This is a genomic window from Winogradskyella epiphytica (genome assembly GCF_003217215.1).
Lineage (GTDB): Bacteria > Bacteroidota > Bacteroidia > Flavobacteriales > Flavobacteriaceae > Winogradskyella > Winogradskyella epiphytica.
On the sequence record NZ_QJTD01000001.1, the window covers coordinates 618,619 to 637,713 of the forward strand.

The window sequence follows — 19,095 nt, forward strand, 5'->3', positions numbered from 1 at the left end:
CCTCTGGAGGCCTATTAATATGCCGCTCCTCTGGAGCTGGTATGAATTCTGATGTTGTTAGCTATTAATATTTCTCTATTAATATGTCGCTCCTCTGGAGGCCTATTAATATGCCGCTCCTCTGGAGCTGAATACAATTTCTGATGTTGTTAGCTATTAATATTTCTCTATTAATATGTCGCTCCTCTGGAGCTGAATACGATTTCTGATATTATTAATCTATTAATATGCCGCTTCTCCGAAGCTTTTTGGATTGTGGTATTATATTCTATTAATATGTCGCTCCGCTGGAGGCCTATTAATATGTCGCTCCGCTGGAGCTGAATACGAATTCTGATGTTGTTAGCTATTAATATTTCGCTCCTCTGGAGACCTATTAATATATCGCTTCTCCGAAGCTTTTTGGATTGTGGTATTATATTCTATTAATATGTCGCTCCGCTGGAGCTGAATACGAATTCTGATATTATTAATCTATTAATATGTTAGGCACAATGCTGGAAAAAAATACGGTTGAAATGAAACACAGAAAACAGAAATTATTACGTAACCATAGCACACCAAATGCATATATTTGGAATACAATAACAAACTTTAAAAACAAAATAACAATATGAGAACATTATTTTTCTTTTTAGTAGTAGCAACTTCAGTAAGTTTAAATGCACAAATAACCAAAGGAAATTGGCTTATTGGAGGGAATGGGGAATTTACTAGCCAAAGTTTTGAATTTGACAATGGTTCAAGTTCTAAGCGAGAATACTTAACAATAAAACCAAATGTTGGATATTTTCTTAAAGATAAGTTTGCCGTTGGTTCTTCATTACGATATGAGAATTTTGATAGTTTTAACATATATGGTGTTGGTGTGTTCACTAGATATTATTTTCTCAATTTAGAGAAACAATTTAATCTGTTTGTACAATTGCATTATGATTTTACCCATACGGTTTCTGATGTTAATTCTATAGATGACAATGCTTTAAATTCTAGTTTTTATGGAATTAGATTAGGGCAAGTTATTTTTTTTAATAATGTTGTCGGTATGGAATTTTCTTTGGTCTATGAAAAAGGAAATTTGCAGGACTCAAATTCTGACTCATTCAAAGCTGTATTAGGATTTCAAATACACTTATCAAAAAATTAATCTAAAAACTAAGAATATGACATAGAATAGATACAAAAAGAGAAAGCTCTTATTAGATAAGAGCCTCTCAAGTTTAAAAATCACGTTCAAATAATTAATAAACTTTTACAAAATTATTAAGAAAAATAACAACTTAAAATCAATCCTTTTCTATTTATTCATTGCGTCTTCAATTAGTGTATTCTCGCAAATGGATGTAAAAATGGAAAATATAGAGTATTTAAATAATGAATATGATGATTGTGAAACAATCAACCTGGATGCATTTAATAACAATGACATATCGTTCGATGCATATGTTAGAGTACCTCACAATACTGGTCCTGGTGGATATGTATATACTTATGGAACTTTAACAGTATGGTATAATAGTGGTTCAGCTGCGGTTCCTCTTCAAGAATATGGGATTAATGACACTCATTGGACATATACTGATTCATTTGCTTATCTTGATATTCCAACTATATACTTATCTCTTGATTATAGCCTATTTGATGATACTGAAGGTGGTGGTATTTTTATTGTTTATCACGAAAGTATTCAGGAATTTATGCGAGAATCGTGTGAGAACCAAATAACATTTCCTAAATTTTCTATCTCACCTGAAAACGTTAGTCTAAACTGTGGAGATGACTCAGAAATAACATTTTATGTTGAGAATGAAAACAATACACCAGGAGAGTTAATTTATGTATGGAACGTCGGCAGTGGTTGGTTAAGGGATGGAGAACCTGTTTCTTATTTTGAAACTACAACAAGTTCGGTAACCTTGCAGCCAGTTTCATTTCCACCTAGTGATGTTAAAGTAGAACCTGAAGTTGTTAATGGTGAAAATTTTCAGCAGCTAATAAGTAGTGTTACAATAAGTGATTTTAACCCAAACTTTGATATTTCAGGAGATAATTACGTTTGTGATACAGGAATTTACGCTTTTAACAATCTTCCTAACGGTATTTCAATTCAATCAGTAAGCACCTCAAACCCAAATATTGCAACAGCAACGTTAGATGGTAGTACTGGCGAAATTACAGTTACAAAAGTTGCAGATGGTATTATTACACTTTCAGCTGTTTTACAAAATTCTTGTAATCAAACAGCAACCCAAACAAAGGAGAATATCCAAATAGGTTTGCCTTCTTCTGTTTTTAATGCAACAATCACAGGCAACAACTTTGTATGCCAAGGGCAGAATTACACTTACACGCTAAGTGGTGCAAACCATCCTTGTGTTAGTTCGGTGGTTTGGAGCGTTTCATCCAACCTGAACATTGTTTCCCAAGATTCCAATACCATAACGGTATCCCAAAACATCTTTGACAACCAATACGCAGGATTGATTACCGCAAGTATTCCGGGGACTGCCATTGAAGTGGAACAAGGGGTTTGGGTAGGTGTACCAAGCAATGCAGGGTTGACAATTCAAAAAATTGACACCTATGATTTTTATGTGGGTACGTGGACACAACTAAAAGCAAATTTTACACCACTTACTTATGAGGCCAACGACCCATTGGACGTCACATTTGAGTGGCAAATACCAAACAGTATGGTCAGGAATTATGCAGACACGGCATATAAGGACGTTAATCCAAATAGTTCGGGACAGTTGACCATTGGAGTGAGAGCCGTATGCGATTGCGGAAACGGTGAGTGGAGCTACAGAACGTTTGAAGTAGATAGCGACAGTGGTGGTGGAGGTAACGAGTTGACACCTATAGATTAATATTAAAAAGCACAGTGCCTAACAAAGAACTGAGTTAAAAAACAAGTAATTTTAAGCTAATCTAGAAACAAAATTCTCATCATAAGGTAAACCTGATTTAGCAATAGCAAAAGCCTGTTTTAACAACTTATTAGACACTGCAATTAACGCTAACTTTTTACTCTTTCCTTTTGCTACAATACGATCATAAATTTCTCTACAAGCTCGGTTGTGTTTACATGCTGAAAAAGCACATAAAAACAATAAGTTTCTCAACTTCTTATTCCCTACTTTACTAATCCTACTTCTTCCTCGAACACTGCTACCAGAAGCTCTAATTGTTGGAGTAATACCTACGTAACTACAGAGTTGTGCTGCGGTCTCAAACTTTTTAAAACCATCTGTTATAACTATTAAAAACAATGCTGTTTTTACTCCCATTCCAGGAATACTCTTAAGCAACGTTAATTGCTGCTGTTGGTCTTGTTTTACGAGTTCTAAAAGACGCTTCTCAAGCATTACTATTTCTTTATCTAGATGTTTTAACTGTCGTTTTAGAGAGCTATAAACCATACGTGAAGGAATACCTAAAACATCTTCACCATGAAGTTTGTTCTTGGTTGCTGTACGTTGTTTAATGTAGTTATCTAACAATCTAAAAAGCTGTAAGCACTCTGCCTGCACTTCTGTATAAGCATTATAAATTGGCAATTCATTCATGGTCCCGTATTCACATATAGCCTTAGCATCACTCTTATCTGTTTTTACCTTAGCTAATTTCATCTGGATAAAACGCTTAACCGATAAAGGATTAACAACAGACACTGTTACATCGTGCTTATGTAAAAACTGGGCAAACCTATAATGATAATAACCTGTAGCTTCCATAACTACTAATGCTGTTTTAGGCAGTGTTTTTAAAAAACTTTTAAAGCCCTTTTCATCATTCTTTAATTGCGTATGTCCGGTTGCTACACAATACACATCAAAGACATTTTTACTAATGTCAATACCATAAATTTTTCTATCTTTAGTCATAAGAACTGAATTTGGAAAGGACATTCTACTTTACTTTCAACAACTTAAAATCGAGATCTTGGTCTCACAGAACTGAACGAAATTTAGGTAGAAAAAGAGAGAGGATTATCAATGTTGTCGAAGTCTAAGCTTCACCGTATATACTAACCTTAATTCTCTCTTTTGTTCTTTCTGATTATCTAATAAATTTAATGAATTGTAAACTTAAGCCGTATATAAAAAATAGCAGTTAAGGGCTAAGCCAAGAGTTTGGTTCTTTCTGCTATCTTTATTCTACACGGAAAAATGGCACATACAAACCTGCTACTTTTCAAGATATACAAACCGTTGCTCCTCTGGAGCTGGTGTGGATTTATAGGGTGTATTTTACAGACACAATTAGGTTTCTCCCTGCTGCGGCGATTCCTGAGGAGTAGGTTTTGTAGCGTTGGTCTGTGATGTTTTCTAGACTTGCTGTGAGACTCCAATTTTCATTGTATTGAAATTGACTTCTTAAATTGAGCGTATGCCATGCTGGGGCGAAAGGATTGCCGTTTTTATCCAAGGCGTATAAATAATCTTTAGATTTTTCAGACCTTGCTAATTGATTAAATGATAACTCGTTATTATAAACTACAAAGGCATCCAAGACTAGCTTATCTGCTTTCCAAATGAAATGGGTACGACCAAAGCTTGGTGCTACATGCCTTACTGGTTCTTCAATCCCATTATTATCTTCAGTTCCTCCAATAATATTGTATTGGGAACGCAGCTTTAATTCTTTGCTAAAGTTGACTTCCATGCCTGCTTCAAAACCGTAAATCCAGGCTTTTGAGGCATTCTGAATGGCTTGGATTGTACTTAATTCGCCATCATAATCCATTTCCGTTTCACCATTCAATGTGTAATTTCTTCGGATTAAAACATTATCTAAAAAGGTGTAATAGGTGGCTAAATCGAAAATGACTTTGTTGTCGAAGTTTAGTTTTAATCCTAATTCGCCACCATAAGCATATTCGGCTTTTAAGTTTTTATTCGGTACCACGACGGCTCCTGGTTCTGAGTCGAATACTTTTCCTATGTCATCTATATTCGGTGCTCTAAATGCTGTGGAGGCATTCAACTTCCACTGGATCATCTCACTTGGTGACCATGTAATTCCTGCCATTCCGGTTAGCGCTCCTGTATTGACCTCAGCGTCTGAAAAAGGAAGGTTTAAATAGGTATTGTTCTGTGTGAAATCGGCCTGAGACATCACCTGGTTATATCTTAGTCCTGACTGGAACACGAACTTTCTATTGGGTTTGTATTTTAGTCCTGTATAGGCTGCGGCAGATTGCCAAGTCGAGCCATTGGGATAGCGTGTGACACTTGGCGTGCTTGTATTTAAATCTAAGTTCTGCACCTCAGCTTCTGAGCCTACGGTATTGTATAAATACTCCGCTCCATAGAATAATGTGGTTTTTGAGCCTAGTCGTTTTTCAATATCGAGATTAAAGGAAATGGCATCTACATTTTCAGCTCTTTCATCTCTCAACTCTGACCCGAAATCTCTATCGCTCCTACTTTCTTGAAAGTTTTGATAGGCTAATGTCGTCTGAATTTTATCGTATAGGTTTGAACTACTACTCAGCTTGGTGATTTGAAAATTTCCCATGAACCATTGTTGCGGCCCATAATTCCATTCGGCTGAGCGTAAATTATCTCCTTTGTAGCGTACTAATCTGTCGTACCTTGAATAGTCTGACGTTGTAGAGAAATACAGTCCTAAGTCGAAATCTAAATTATCTGAAGGTTCATAACGCAACTTTTGCATCACATTAATCTGATCGTAACCTGTTGGGGTTTGAACTTTTGGGTTTGCATTCACGATAGTCACATCTTCTCCGTTTTGCTGTGCAACCACATGTTGACGGAGGTATTCTTCCGGTCCATGACTCCCCATTCTTAAATCGTCGAAATCGGTATAACTAACACTAGTTAAAAAGGCCCATTTTCTATAACCCAAATTAAAATCTAAATGTCCCGTTTTTTCATGGCTTGCACTGGCATACCTTGTTAAGGCGTTTCCACTTAAGAACACGTCATCTGTATAGGACACCTGTGGTTTTTTGGTATAAAAGCTCATTACACCACCTATGGCATCACTTCCGTAAACGACAGAACCTGCTCCAAGAGTCACTTCGGTATTTTGGATGGCCAAGGGATCTATAGAAATTACATTCTGAAGATTACCGCCTCTAAAGATAGCATTATTCATTCGCACACCATCGACAGTAATTAATAGGCGATTCGTAGAAAAGCCTCTTATCATTGGACTTCCACCTCCCATCTGGCTTTTCTGAATATAGATATTTCCGGTTCCTTCTAAAAGGTCTGCACTAGTTTGCGGATTAGCTAAAGCAATTTCAGATGCATTTATACTCACCACTGATTTTGGAATATCCCGTTTGTTCTGCTCGAACTTAGACGCCGAAATCACGATCTGTTTTAAATCTTCCACCTTTGGAGAGAGATAAACGATATAGTTGTTTTGGGCAATTTCAGATTTGGTGAGTTGGAATTTTTCATAGAGGAAGTTTTTAAAAAAAATCATCTCATCCTCATCAAAAATATCTAACGAGGTTTGCCCATCTATATCGGTAACCCTTGTTTTATTTTTATTTAAATTATATAAGGCAATACCCGGAATAGGTTCAAGGGTATCTTCTTCTAAAACCGTCACCTTTTGCGCGTAGGTTATCTGTAAACAAAGCATCAAGAAAATGCTAAATCTAACCGTGCTCTTTATAATTGAACTCATTATCAAAATCTAATTTTGGAATTACAGCTTAATGAAACACATCGTTAAGCACTTGTAATGATCTCGGTTTTTTAAAACTACCCAAATGTAATTCAAAATAATACAGTAGCATATTCAAAAATTCTTGCCTTTGCTTTCCCGTGATTTTTACAGCATTTAAAGCATCAAAATTTGTGCCCAACAGCTGTTTTAGGATTATTAAATTTTCCCCTGATACGGAGTATATTCCGTGATTAGAATTTTCAAAAACTCCTGTTTCTAAATTAAAATAGGAAAAATCAGTATTTACACTTTCAGGTTGAAAGCCTAAATAGCGTGTTAGCTTCAATAAAAACAATAAATGAAAGTTTGAAAATTGGTCTTCGTTATCTAAATATTGAAGGGCTGTAGCCATAAAATGAAATAAATCTTCATTCTTTTCTTCTTCTTTTAAAACGTTAGAAAGGATTTCAGATAAAAATAAGACGATAGAACTTTTGAAGATGTTGTTGTGAAGGGTGCTGTAAACATAACTGAACTTGACTTCCTTAATCGCATGAAGGCTTTGGTTGGGTTTGTAAACCTCTTCAATTTCTAATTGCGATAGGGCCTGAAAATAAACCGTTTTAGACAGTCCTTTTTTTGATTTTAAAACCCCTCTAAGCAAATAACTGACCACCCCTCTTTGTTCGGTATAGCACTTAACGATAAGATCGTATTCTCTATACTTTAATTTTGAAAGGACGATGCTGCTATTTTTTGAAAGCATGGTTTATCTAACGATTAGAACTTTAAGCACTTTAGTTTCGAAGGATTCCAAATCTGAAATCATAATTAAATACACTCCTGTTCTCACCACATTATTGGCAAGGTTTTTTCCGTTCCAAATGGCTGTACCGCCATCTATGGCGAAGTTATAATTAGAGTTAGACGCTCTTAAATTTATATTGGACTGGGCTTCGGCGACTAGATTTCCTTCGACATCCGTGATTTTTATATTCACCCGATCTGTAAGTCCTTTTATTTTAATGCCTTTATTGATATCGTTCAGGTCGTTATAGCCTAGAATATCATATTCTGGACGCACTGGGTTTGGATATACGAACGCCTCTTCTAATGTAGATTGCGGCTTAGAGCTTCCCGCTTTAAAAGACATTAATCCCTTATCTGTCCCGATATAAATCTCACCATTATTAGGGTTTATAGAAATATCATTAATACGATTAGAGGGTAGTGGCGAATTGGTAGTTGTAAAATGATAAATGGTTTTTTGACCATCGGGAGAGAAATAAAAAACTCCTGAATCTGCTGTACCCACCCATTTATTGTTGGAGCCATCGACTTTAATATCGGTGACCGATTGACCTTCCAAAAGCTCTTTAGGAATACCATCTTCTAGAATAATAATAGATCGTAAAATCGGATTAGGGTCATCATAAAACCCAGAAGTATTATATAAAACTCGTATGCCATTGGTGGTACCTAGCCATAATTGATTTCTATTATCCATAGTTACAGCAATAAAGCGCGTATATGGCGAGATGTTTTGAGCTTCGGAATTTAAATTTCGGATTGGCGAATTTGGCACAGTTTCGTTATATGCTATTAAACCGTTGGAATAGGAACCAATCCATTTCGTCCCGTTATTATCGATAGCCATATCAAAAAAACCAGTTTCATCTGTAAAAGGATCATCGATGATATCTGAAAAACTATATGCTTGCCAATTCCCACTAGTGGGATCATAAGTTTTTAAAGCAGCATCAACTCTACTTGTTAGAGACCATAACAACCCATTCCTATCAAATTCCAAAGCTGAAACTCTGACTTCAGTAGCGTCAGGGTTATTGGGGTTAAAATAAGATTCCAATCCACTATTAGTTTCATCTAAACGCTGTGTGGCTTCAAACTCATTTAATTCTACAATACCTTCATGAAAAGAACTAATAAATACGTGATTAGTATTGAAAGGATTAACGGCTATTTCATTTAATTCTAGAGTTCCAAAAAGACTATCTACAGGAATAGTATTCCACAGGTCCTGTGAGTAGTAACTCACACCTTTAGAAGTCAACGGATAGGGGTTTAAGGCTGCTGTATATTTACCATAACTCACCCATACCACACCCGTAGTGGCATTTAGTCTAAAGACTTCATTGGCCAAAGGCCCGTTGGGTTTAATCACGGTATAAAGTTGGTTTTCCGCCATCGGAATGTTTAGTACACCTAAATCCTTTGTACCGATAAATATCTCATCATCCGTTATAGTTGCAGAGGTGAAATTTGTTAAAAAATCTTGTGTTGGTTGATAGTTATGAAGCAGTTGTAAATTTTGATCATAGACATATACAGCATTTGATGTGCTGTATAAAAGGAATGAATCGACCACATCTGCATCTAATGGAAGAGATGCTAGGGTAAATAAATTAGTGGTTGTAGTTCCGTCAATTTCATAGAGTACTCTATTACTACGTACCGCATACACCTTGTTATTAAATGTATTTACGCTGTGATAATTGCCAAATAGAACAGTTTGCCATTGGGCAAAATCTATTAAATTTGGATTATTTAAATCGGCTTTCTTTAAACCATTGGCATCTAAACAGGCCACATAAATCTCGCCATTTAATATTGCAACTTGTTTGACAGTAATTTGTGTGCCACCATTGCCTAAAAAGTAACTGTCTCCGAATTCTAAACCCTCTAAATCATATATTGAGATACCATAATCAGTTGAAATATAAACCAATCCTTCAAACTCATAGAAATGGTTGATCCGCTTATTTACAGGCGTGATATTGGGTTTGTCTAAAATATCTACAACAGTCAATACGGTGTCCTCTGTTTCGGAATACACTTCAATCAAACCAGTTTCATAACCTATAAGTAAATACTGATAAGTTTCGCTGTAATAAATCGTGGTAATTTGCTGACCTGACAGCCCATCAACTGTGGTAATTGTTTTTAATTCATTGGTTAAAGTATTGTATTCGAATACCGCATTTTGTGCCGCCGCATATATTTTATTTTCACCACCTACCACATCGACAATAGAGTTGTACGAAAAATGTCCTTTCCACAGGGCTGAGAAATCTTGACTATAACTTGAAAAAGAAAGTCCAAATACTAGTATAAAGATTTTAAAAATAGTGCTACGCATTCGTTAATTAGGTTTGCTCAAAGATATTAATAGTAACGATAATATGAGGCTAATCATATATTATGTGATAAAAAAAGCTTCCATGAAAACACAGAAGCTCTATATAAAATGAATGCAAGAGTTAAACCACGCCTTGTGCTAACATGGCATCGGCTACTTTTACAAAACCAGCAATATTTGCTCCCTTAACGTAATCTACAGAACCATCTTCGTTTCTACCATACTCCACACAGGAGTCGTGAATGGCTTCCATAATTCCTTTCAATCTAGAATCTACTTTTTCTCTAGACCAACTGTACCTTAATGAATTCTGACTCATTTCTAAGCCTGACGTTGCCACACCACCCGCATTTGCAGCTTTACCCGGTGCGAATAAAATTTTTGACTTTTGAAATTCATCTATAGCTTTAGGTGTTGAGGGCATATTTGCGCCTTCAGCCACACAGATACAACCATTAGCGATTAACCGTTTGGCTTCTTCGGCATTGAGCTCATTTTGAGTAGCGCAAGGAAGAGCAATATCACATTTTACGGACCATGGTCTTTGGCCTTCAAAGTATTTTGCTTTTGGGTATTGCTCTAAATATTCACTTATTCGTCCTCGTTTTTTATTTTTTAAGTCCATTACAAATTTCAGCTTGTCTGAATCTATCCCTTCTTCATCCAAAATATATCCTCCCGAATCCGAAAAAGTGAGCACCTTAGCGCCTAATTCTATCGCCTTTTCTGCGGCGAACTGGGCTACATTTCCCGCTCCGGATATGACCACAGTTTTATCTTTAAATGAATCATTTTTTAATTCAAGCATATTCTGGGCAAAATACACGGTACCATAACCGGTAGATTCTGGTCTAATTAAAGATCCACCCCAAGTTGGTCCTTTACCCGTGATGACGCCTGTAAACTCATTTCGAAGTTTTTTATACATTCCAAACATGAATCCCACTTCTCTAGCTCCCACGCCAATATCACCAGCAGGCACATCGGTATGCTGACCAATATGTCGAAATAATTCACTCATAAAGGCTTGGCAGAAACGCATTATTTCATCGTCTGATTTTCCTTTTGGGTCGAAATCAGATCCGCCTTTACCTCCACCCATAGGTAAAGTAGTTAGGGCATTTTTAAATACTTGCTCGAAGGCTAAAAACTTCAGAATACTCGCATTTACGGATGGATGAAAACGCAAGCCACCCTTATATGGCCCTATCGCCGAATTCATTTGAACTCTATAACCTCTGTTCACATGGATTTCACCCTCATCGTCTACCCAACTCACTCTAAAAGATATTAAACGTTCAGGCTCTACCATTCTAAGTAAAAGATTTTTACCGCTATATTCTTCCTTCCCTGCTATATAAGGTATTAATGACTCTGCGACTTCTTGTACGGCTTGTAAAAATTCGGGTTCATGGCTATTTCTGGCTTCTACCTCTGCTAAAAACCTATCTATTTTCTCTCTCATATCTCTTCTATTTTAGTGACATTAAGTTAGTTTAAATATCTCTAAAAAAACAATTAATCGATTATTCTAAAGGAAAAAAAATGTAATATTGAATGAATATTAGAAATTTGTAATATATTGTATACAATTATCCTTTATATCATAAAATTATATAGGGATTATTTTATTATTCTTAAGTTATTTTTTTAGAAAACAATACTAACTTTTCTCTTAAATATTAATTAAATGCGCATTATATCTGTTTTATTTAGTGTTTCGACGAGTTTTTATATATTTACTCCGTGAGAGTCTGAATTTTAGCGTTACATGATATCACAAATAAAAAAACGAATCTTTATAATTGTATTGTTTTTATTATCTATTCAATACAGTTATTCTCAGTTTGCCTTTTCGCATGAAGTGGGTATTATTACCGGTCCTGTAGCTTTCCAATCTGATTTTGGTGAGCGTCATGACTTTGATACAAATTCTGGTAATACTGGAATAGGGATTGGTATAGTTTATTATTTGAACTTTGATTATCTCACTAATTACTATTACTGGTCTGCAAACAATTATTTTACGGATCATTTTAAAATTCGTGCAGAACTCTCTTGGAATAAAACAGAACTTAATCACTTTGGAACTTGGGTAGATAAAAGTAGAACAAGTGCAGCAGCCGATAAATTAAGAGCACATTCTGGTGAAGCTCAAAACTTTAATGTTGGAGCACAATTAGAATATTACCCTATTAGTATTAAAGCCTTTTCTCAAGGTAACCATTACCTAGCTCCTTTTGTGAGTTTCGGTGTACAGTTTGTTTCTTTCAATCCTAAGGTAACAACTACCTACGGCGACTTAAACGTTAACAATCCTAATAATTTTTACCCCAATTGGGAACCGGGTTCTATTGATGCGAAAAGTGGCACCACTTGGTCGCTAGTTGGAAGTGTTGGAACACGCTATAAGCTTAGTATACTTTCTGATTTAATGCTTGACTTAAGGGTTCAAAGCTATTTCAGTGATTACACAGATGGATTAGACCATCAATTACCCTCTAATAAGTCTAACGATTGGCTTGTTTGGCTAAATGTTGGATATATCTATTATTTCGACTAATTTATTTAATTACATCCAATAACGAAAGACCACATTAAATATGGTCTTTTTCGTTTTATAAACTCTAGGTTGAATTAATTTATTGCTTGTTTTAAATCGGCTATTAAATCGTCAACATCTTCAATACCTACACTCAAACGAATTAAAGAATCTACGATTCCTGTTTTTTCTCGATCTTCCTTTGGAATGCTGGCATGTGTCATGCTTGCCGGGTGTCCTACTAAGGACTCCACGCCGCCAAGAGATTCGGCTAAAGTGAACACTTTTAAATTTTCAACTATTCTGATGGCCTCTTTGTAGTTATTGCCTTTAGTTGAAAAAGACAGCATTCCCCCAAAATCTTTCATTTGCGCTTTAGCTATATGGTGATTGGGATGAGTCTTGAATCCTGGCCAGTATACCTTTTCTATTTTTGGATGTTGTGCCAAATACTCTGCGACTGCCCTTCCGTTTTCACAGTGACGCTGCATTCTAACATGTAAGGTTTTGATACCTCGAAGTGCTAAAAAGGCATCTTGAGGACCACATATAGCACCACTGGCATTCTGAATAAAATATAATTGCTCTGCCAATTCCTTATTCTTTACGATCAAGGCTCCCATAATTAAATCGCTATGCCCTCCTAAATACTTTGTGGCCGAATGCATTACAATATCCGCACCTAAATCTAGTGGTTGCTGCAAATAAGGGGTTGCAAAAGTATTATCTACCGCTAACAGCACTTGATGTTTCTTAGCTATTTTAGATACTGCAAGAATATCTATGATACTCATCATAGGATTAGTAGGCGTTTCTATCCAAATAAGCTTTGTGGCATTACTTATATAGTTTTCAATTTGCGCCGGATCTGCCATACTCACAAAGCGAAAAACAATTCCAAAGTCCGCAAATATTTTAGTGAACAAACGGTAAGTCCCACCATAAAGATCACTTGTTGAAATCACCTCGTCACCAGGTTTCAACAGCTTTAAAATCGCATCAATAGCAGCCATTCCAGAACCAAAAGCCAATCCATAAGTTCCATTTTCAATACTTGCCAAAGATTTTTCTAATGCATGACGGGTAGGATTAGACGATCGTGCATAGCCATAACCCTTATGCCCTCCAGGTATGGATTGTGCAAAAGTTGACGTTTGATAAATTGGCGGAATAACAGCACCATAGGCAGCATCTATCTCTTGACCTCCGTGAATTGTCTTAGTGTTAAATTTCATCATTGCGTGGGTATAAATTTTGAACGCTTATCCTTTTATGGATTAAAAAAACATTGATTTTGGCACAATAAAATTAAGCTATAATTCGCTCTATTCAAAAGTAAGTAATACCTTTATCTAATGATTATTTAAACGCAATGACTTTGAAAAAACTAATCCCGTTTGTTGTCTTTTTACTTGTTTTAAGCGCTTGTGATAACGAAGTAAAACCATTAGAATTTAAAACAAATACCATCAGCACAGCTTTTGAAGCCGATATTTCGGTAGCTTATGATGAAGCTATCCACAGCAACGATCTCAGCAAAGCAATTAATAAAAGTATAGAAACCGCTATTTTACATACGGTCAATTCTGCAGATAAAGAAACGGATATTGATGCTGTTTTAAAACATTTCAATGATGAATATTTAAAGTTTGTTCAAGAATACCCTGAGGCTGCTGAGCCTATTTGGGAGCTTAATATCGAATCTGAACTTACCTATCAGTCTCCAGAAATTATCACTATAGCTATTTCTGCTTATGAATTTAAGGGAGGTGCTCATGGAAACGATCAGGTGAAGTTATTAAACCTCGATGCTAAAACGGGAAACACCTTAGAAATTAATGATATAATAAATGATGTTGAAGGCTTTAAGAAATTAGCTGAAGCCAAATTTTTAAAATCAATAGAAAAGGATAAAAACAACTTAACTATGGAGAGTTTCTTCTTTGGCGAACCTTTCAAATTACCGGAAAACATTGGATTCAGTGAAGAAGGCTTGATTTTACTCTACAATGTTTATGAGGTGGCTTCTTATGATTTAGGTTATACGGAATTCATGATTCCTTTTGAGGATGCTGAAGCCTTTTTGAAGGTGCATTAAGAAGGCCTATTTGAGGTGTATTGAAGTTACGACTGCATTTTTGAGTGACCGTTGGTTAAATATATATGTGTGTTATGCTTCATGCAAGAAATACCGAAAAATGAGATTTTGGATTAAAAGAATATTAGTATTAAGTATTGTTTGCTTGTCTTTTTCCTGTGGAAAACAAGAGAAATTTGATAGCGGAAAATGGAAACAAGGCGGAGGGGAAAATTTGTTGACAGAAATGAGATTAAAAATGACCGATGATCTAATTAATAGTAAAATTCTCGTTGGGAAGAATCAAACAGAAATTCACGAGTTATTAGGAAATTCTGAACAAGTCAACACTTATACAGAGCCAAGCACGGAATTTTATCCTGTAATGGAAAAGTATAAATGGAATGTTGATCCCGATGAATTAATATATCTTGAAATAAGATTTAACAAGAAGGATTTAGCTGAAGATATAAAAATTTATAAAACAAAATAAAGCACGAAAGCTCAAGAATGTGTCTAAACAAAGGCTAGTTCTCACCTACTTGGGAAAATCCACACTGCCTTTTGCTTCTCAACCCTCTCTTCGCCATCTCTATTTGTGGTTTATTTCATAAATTAGGTAAACAAAACACATAAGATACCAGGTAAAAGACGTTACCTGATTGAAGTGAATATGTATCATCAATGAGTCTCGACGGGATTATGAAGTGCGTTTAAAATGATCTTTTGACTGCGTTATTTGGGGAATCGTTGGTTAAATATTTATTTGTGTTGGCTACCATTTGAAAACAAGAACATTGAGAAAAATACACTTACTGACTTTAATGTCAATTATTTTATTTAACTGCCAAAACAAAACGGAATTGAGAACTGATTTACAGCCAATTTATTCAGATTCGAAAAACGCTTTACAAGGAAACAATCTATATGGAAAAGTTAAAAAAATTGAATATTACAAAACAACTTTTCAGAACACAGAAAATGACGATAAACCTGTCCTGAACAAAATAGAAGAATACACCGATTTTGGAGAATTGAAAAAAGTGGAATACTTCGATAATTATGGAGAACTTACACAAACCAATGTTATTGATTATAACAAAAATCAAGAGTTCATAAAAAGTGTTTCAATTAACAAATCAAACGAATCAAATATTATTCAAACTTCGGAATATGATACTATCAAAAACACAAGTGAATTGAGTGTTTTCGTTAATGATACAATTGACCATAAAACAACTTTTTATTATGGAAAAAATGGTTATCAAATAAAACGAATTTCTATTAAAGGAAATGATACGACCGAAGTTAATTTAGAATACACTTTTGACGATAATGATAAAATAATATCTTCTACACAAAAAGAAAAAGGGAATGACAAATCAACGACAACAAATCTGTTTAAATATGACCATAACAACAATTTAATAGAATCGTCATATAAAACAGAAAGGATGGAAGTGATAAGCGAAACGGAATGGAAAGATGGAAGAATTTTTAAACAAACTTCTTATACAATATCAGCCCATTTAAAAAAGCATAAAAACAACATAACTGAATTTGATATTTTATATAATCCTATCAATTCAAAAGAATTCGAGGATTCAAAATTAAACCGAGAATTGAAATTTGACTATGAATTTGACAAAAACGGAAATTGGATTAAGAAAAATGTATCTATGAAAGAACATTTTAATAAATCAAAGGAATTCGTTCCAATTTATGTTGATACGAGAAAAATAAGTTATTGGAAATAAAAAACGTGTGGGAACACCGTGTATAGTTAATTGCTTGTTTTAGATTACTTACGAACATTCCTGCGGAATGTTCTATCTGTGATTTATTTGCTTACTTTAGTGCTTAACCACGCAACTAACTATACACAAAACCGTTGTACAACATTTTGAAAAAAACTTTCGTAATCATATTGTCCCTAATTGGAATTCTTGTTTTTGGACAAGAAAACAAAATGACTGAAATTGATAATCAATCAAAATCAATCGATTCTGACACTGAATTAATCGAATCAAATTTTGACTTGACTAATGAATCTAGATTAAAAGTTTGGCATAAGGAAAATCGAATTTTTAAAATAGTCCAAGAAATGAATGTCGATTACGGTGAAATAAAATCGGAAATATATTTAGTCGGAAATAAGCCCGTTAAAATTATCGAATCTGAAAGCACGAATTTCTTTCTTACTGACTCTATTGCAAAAATAAAAGGTTACAGTATAGACATCGAAGAAAATTTTAGAGCTGTTTCATATATTACTAATTGGAATAAAAAACAAAGGGAATTAAAGGTTTCGGGAGAACCAACAGAAGAAAAAAACATCTCGTACGAACTGAATAAATATATTGGAATTATCAGAAAAGCCGAAAATTTAATTAATGAATAAAAAACGTTGTACAACAAAGAACTGAGTTAAAAAACAAATAAAACTGTATTAATTTTTCACAAAGGTACTTCTGTAGCTATCCTAAAATATTTCTCCAGCTTTAGCAATAGCAAAAGCTTGTTTTAAGAGCTGATTGTATACTGCAATTAGTGTTAATTTTTCACTCTTTCCTTTAGCTATTAAACGTTCAAATATACCTCACCAAGCATTAGTGTGTTTACAGGCTTTAACACTGCATTTCAATAATAAGTTTATAGGTAATTGCCAGGGCTAGACTACTTACAAAGAGTGGTTCAACCTCATCAGTCCCCTCGTTTCTTCTGTGATTTTTTCTTAACTTAGACAACTAAAACCTTCAATATAAGCATATTGCTAACCTTAAAAATAAACCAAAGACATCTATGAGTTGTAAGTCTTTTTGATTCCCAGATAAATAAGTAACCTGCAAAATTAAATTTTTTAAAAAATGATTTATTATTGGTTACATATGATTTATATCTACATTGGATCAAGACTATTTTGGAAGAAAGTGCCCCCCACTTCTGATTTTACTAGAACTAGAAGCGTGCATATATTGGATTGTGACGCGTTACGATTCATGGCAAATTCAAAATATTTTTATTACATGGACTTCATAAGATACGAAGTCGTTTTTCGATCAACCTTATATGACCATACCGTAAAAAAAGGAATGTTTGGAGTTTTAGCCTCTCAAAAAATAATCTATAAAAAGCCCTTAAAACTATTCCACAAGTTTGATATTACTCTTAAACTCGAGGGGTCTGACGAAAAATGGGTTTACCATAGACAAACTTTTGAGCAGAATGGACAAGTATGTGCCATTGGATTCACAAAAGCTGGATTTTGGAAGACTAAGAAAGCTCAAGATATGAGAGACATAATATCTCATAGTGATTCCGACTATAAAATCAGAGCGCCTTCCGCTGAAGTGATAAGTATGTTTAAAGATGACTATGACACTCTAAAAGCCAGGGACAAAATTAATTGAAAATAAATTATGCGTCTCAACGGCATGATCAAATGCGATTAAATTTAGCTTTTGGTTGGGCTGAAGAGGACTATTGATTAAATTTATACGTGCTGAAAAACATTAAAGACAAAACTGAATGAAAACAATAATGCCATTTTTCTTAATTCTAACCATAGGATTTTCCTCTTATGCTCAAAATAAGGATTCCAAATTAAACACACAGGGAACAGCGAAGCCAATTTTAATAATAAACGATAGTATAATTGGAAGCATGGATTTGTTAAAAAATATCTCGTCTGACAAAATTTTAGACCTTAGAGTATTTAATGACAAGAAATTAAGTTCCACATCCCTTTTTATTGAAAACGATAAGATTGCAGGATTAATAATAGCTCATATCAATCACGAATTTAAACTCAAATCGCAAAAGGAATTAAATCTCTTTTTTGGACTACATGAGAAAAATGATGTTTATGTCAACGGATATTTAGTTGAAAATAAAAGTCAGCATATTTCGTCTGAAAGCATCGTATGCATTAAACTGATAAAAGCCGATCAATTTAGATTGAAAAAGCCTGTTTTGAATATAGAAATTGAATAGTAAGGCTTTACAACTCCGTAAATTATTAATGTATACGTATGAAAATTGCTTTGTATGTTTAATTTGCGAGCATCTTTTAGATTTGTACCTCAACGGCCTCTTAATATGAGTTTAACCCTACCTATAGACTGGGCTGAAGAGGACTTATAACTTAAAGCGACTTTCGCATAGCTAAAATATAACCTAAGTGAATGCCTTCGTGGAAATTATTAAATTCAATAGCTTCTTCAACCGTACTTAATACACTTTTGGTGGTTACCGTATATTGGTTAAACGTTTGAAAGATTTTATTGTCGTAATCCTCTTTAGATTTTTCAATTGTAGAGAATAACATCCCTTTAATCGTATCTACTTCAGATTGCGATAAATCACGTTCTGTCTTTGTTCCTTTTCTAAACGCCGCTACCATATCGTCTGAAACTACCATAGGTAGTCCTGATAGGTTATAGACCAAAAGCTGCTGCGTCACTATAGTGTGCGCAATATTCCAAATGATATTGTTATTAAAACCTTTTGGTACTTTATTCAGTTCTTCTAAGGTGTGATTTTCAATAAAACTTTTTAATAGTTTTCTGTTTTTTATTGCAATGTCGAAAGCCCAATCCATAATTTCATATTTTTCTTAAATGTAAATAAAATTCGTTATAATTAAAGTTTCTTTGCACATCGAAAACA

General features: G+C 34.5%; 16 protein-coding genes and 1 pseudogene. 9 read left to right on the top strand and 8 right to left on the bottom strand.

Translation table 11 applies throughout. The features are described 5' to 3' along the window. Positions 1-613 precede the first annotated feature (613 nt). Both DFQ11_RS02685 and DFQ11_RS02690 read left to right on the top strand, forming a co-directional pair. Positions 614-1,147, top strand: a complete 534-nt coding sequence (locus tag DFQ11_RS02685) for a hypothetical protein (protein WP_110474067.1) — start codon at positions 614-616, stop codon at positions 1,145-1,147. Positions 1,148-1,349: 202 nt separating this feature from the next. Further along, positions 1,350-2,870: a hypothetical protein gene (locus tag DFQ11_RS02690; protein ID WP_146221489.1), complete on the top strand. Its 1,521-nt coding sequence runs from the start codon at positions 1,350-1,352 to the stop codon at positions 2,868-2,870. 51 nt (positions 2,871-2,921) lie between these two features. Here the strand turns inward: DFQ11_RS02690 and DFQ11_RS02695 are convergent, their stop codons facing one another. The 5 genes from DFQ11_RS02695 to gdhA all read right to left on the bottom strand — a co-directional run bounded on the left by DFQ11_RS02695 (position 2,922) and on the right by gdhA (position 11,273). After that, entirely contained in the window at positions 2,922-3,887 is a 966-nt protein-coding gene (locus DFQ11_RS02695; RefSeq protein ID WP_110474807.1) for an IS110 family RNA-guided transposase, read from the bottom strand. 352 nt (positions 3,888-4,239) lie between these two features. Next, positions 4,240-6,669 carry a TonB-dependent receptor plug domain-containing protein gene (locus tag DFQ11_RS02700; protein WP_110474069.1) on the bottom strand — a complete coding sequence of 810 codons (2,430 nt, stop codon included), beginning with the start codon at positions 6,667-6,669 and terminating at the stop codon, positions 4,240-4,242. 28 nt (positions 6,670-6,697) lie between these two features. Then, on the bottom strand, positions 6,698-7,417 hold the full coding sequence (gene recO / locus DFQ11_RS02705; RefSeq protein ID WP_110474070.1) for a DNA repair protein RecO: 720 nt from the start codon (positions 7,415-7,417) through the stop codon (positions 6,698-6,700). 3 nt (positions 7,418-7,420) lie between these two features. After that, positions 7,421-9,808: a type IX secretion system anionic LPS delivery protein PorZ gene (gene porZ, locus DFQ11_RS02710; RefSeq protein WP_110474071.1), complete on the bottom strand. Its 2,388-nt coding sequence runs from the start codon at positions 9,806-9,808 to the stop codon at positions 7,421-7,423. 121 nt (positions 9,809-9,929) lie between these two features. Continuing rightward, positions 9,930-11,273, bottom strand: a complete 1,344-nt coding sequence (gene gdhA / locus DFQ11_RS02715) for an NADP-specific glutamate dehydrogenase (RefSeq protein WP_110474072.1) — start codon at positions 11,271-11,273, stop codon at positions 9,930-9,932. A gap of 306 nt (positions 11,274-11,579) precedes the next feature. On the opposite strand from gdhA, the gene DFQ11_RS02720 reads away from it, so the two are divergent. Beyond that, entirely contained in the window at positions 11,580-12,371 is a 792-nt protein-coding gene (locus DFQ11_RS02720; RefSeq protein ID WP_110474073.1) for a THC0290_0291 family protein, read from the top strand. Between the two features lie 74 nt (positions 12,372-12,445). Here DFQ11_RS02720 and DFQ11_RS02725 read toward each other — a convergent pair whose 3' ends face one another. After that, positions 12,446-13,585 carry a cystathionine gamma-synthase gene (locus tag DFQ11_RS02725; RefSeq protein ID WP_110474074.1) on the bottom strand — a complete coding sequence of 380 codons (1,140 nt, stop codon included), beginning with the start codon at positions 13,583-13,585 and terminating at the stop codon, positions 12,446-12,448. A 143-nt stretch (positions 13,586-13,728) separates the two neighbouring features. Here DFQ11_RS02725 and DFQ11_RS02730 point away from each other — a divergent pair, with 143 nt between their 5' ends. The 4 genes from DFQ11_RS02730 (at position 13,729) to DFQ11_RS02745 (ending at position 16,828) form a co-directional block, all read left to right on the top strand. Continuing rightward, positions 13,729-14,448 (top strand): DUF3298 and DUF4163 domain-containing protein, encoded by a 720-nt coding sequence (locus DFQ11_RS02730; protein WP_158524975.1) that lies wholly within the window; start codon positions 13,729-13,731, stop codon positions 14,446-14,448. A 100-nt stretch (positions 14,449-14,548) separates the two neighbouring features. Beyond that, positions 14,549-14,920, top strand: coding sequence for a hypothetical protein (locus DFQ11_RS02735; protein WP_110474076.1), 372 nt, complete (start codon positions 14,549-14,551; stop codon positions 14,918-14,920). 304 nt (positions 14,921-15,224) lie between these two features. Continuing rightward, positions 15,225-16,184, top strand: coding sequence for a hypothetical protein (locus DFQ11_RS02740; protein WP_146221490.1), 960 nt, complete (start codon positions 15,225-15,227; stop codon positions 16,182-16,184). Between the two features lie 146 nt (positions 16,185-16,330). Continuing rightward, positions 16,331-16,828, top strand: a complete 498-nt coding sequence (locus DFQ11_RS02745; RefSeq protein ID WP_146221491.1) for a hypothetical protein — start codon at positions 16,331-16,333, stop codon at positions 16,826-16,828. Between the two features lie 81 nt (positions 16,829-16,909). Here DFQ11_RS02745 and DFQ11_RS15485 read toward each other — a convergent pair. Continuing rightward, positions 16,910-17,080: pseudogene (locus DFQ11_RS15485) on the bottom strand (IS110 family transposase); the annotation flags it as partial. 235 nt (positions 17,081-17,315) lie between these two features. Here DFQ11_RS15485 and DFQ11_RS02755 point away from each other — a divergent pair. Both DFQ11_RS02755 and DFQ11_RS02760 read left to right on the top strand, forming a co-directional pair. Then, entirely contained in the window at positions 17,316-17,837 is a 522-nt protein-coding gene (locus tag DFQ11_RS02755) for an acyl-CoA thioesterase (RefSeq protein ID WP_262508281.1), read from the top strand. Positions 17,838-17,955: 118 nt separating this feature from the next. Further along, entirely contained in the window at positions 17,956-18,420 is a 465-nt protein-coding gene (locus tag DFQ11_RS02760) for a hypothetical protein (protein ID WP_110474080.1), read from the top strand. A 151-nt stretch (positions 18,421-18,571) separates the two neighbouring features. Here the strand turns inward: DFQ11_RS02760 and DFQ11_RS02765 are convergent, their stop codons facing one another. After that, entirely contained in the window at positions 18,572-19,027 is a 456-nt protein-coding gene (locus DFQ11_RS02765) for a DinB family protein (RefSeq protein ID WP_110474081.1), read from the bottom strand. Positions 19,028-19,095 lie beyond the last annotated feature (68 nt).

What these genes read in the sequence shown, in the direction of transcription:
- DFQ11_RS02685 (WP_110474067.1), top strand. Translation starts at nt 614, where the DNA reads ATGAGAACATTATTTTTCTTTTTAGTAGTAGCAACTTCAGTAAGTTTA.
- DFQ11_RS02690 (WP_146221489.1), top strand. Translation starts at nt 1,350, where the DNA reads ATGGAAAATATAGAGTATTTAAATAATGAATATGATGATTGTGAAACA.
- DFQ11_RS02695 (WP_110474807.1), bottom strand. Translation starts at nt 3,887, where the DNA reads ATGACTAAAGATAGAAAAATTTATGGTATTGACATTAGTAAAAATGTC.
- DFQ11_RS02700 (WP_110474069.1), bottom strand. Translation starts at nt 6,669, where the DNA reads ATGAGTTCAATTATAAAGAGCACGGTTAGATTTAGCATTTTCTTGATG.
- recO (WP_110474070.1), bottom strand. Translation starts at nt 7,417, where the DNA reads ATGCTTTCAAAAAATAGCAGCATCGTCCTTTCAAAATTAAAGTATAGA.
- porZ (WP_110474071.1), bottom strand. Translation starts at nt 9,808, where the DNA reads ATGCGTAGCACTATTTTTAAAATCTTTATACTAGTATTTGGACTTTCT.
- gdhA (WP_110474072.1), bottom strand. Translation starts at nt 11,273, where the DNA reads ATGAGAGAGAAAATAGATAGGTTTTTAGCAGAGGTAGAAGCCAGAAAT.
- DFQ11_RS02720 (WP_110474073.1), top strand. Translation starts at nt 11,580, where the DNA reads ATGATATCACAAATAAAAAAACGAATCTTTATAATTGTATTGTTTTTA.
- DFQ11_RS02725 (WP_110474074.1), bottom strand. Translation starts at nt 13,585, where the DNA reads ATGAAATTTAACACTAAGACAATTCACGGAGGTCAAGAGATAGATGCT.
- DFQ11_RS02735 (WP_110474076.1), top strand. Translation starts at nt 14,549, where the DNA reads ATGAGATTTTGGATTAAAAGAATATTAGTATTAAGTATTGTTTGCTTG.
- DFQ11_RS02755 (WP_262508281.1), top strand. Translation starts at nt 17,316, where the DNA reads ATGATTTATATCTACATTGGATCAAGACTATTTTGGAAGAAAGTGCCC.
- DFQ11_RS02760 (WP_110474080.1), top strand. Translation starts at nt 17,956, where the DNA reads ATGAAAACAATAATGCCATTTTTCTTAATTCTAACCATAGGATTTTCC.
- DFQ11_RS02765 (WP_110474081.1), bottom strand. Translation starts at nt 19,027, where the DNA reads ATGGATTGGGCTTTCGACATTGCAATAAAAAACAGAAAACTATTAAAA.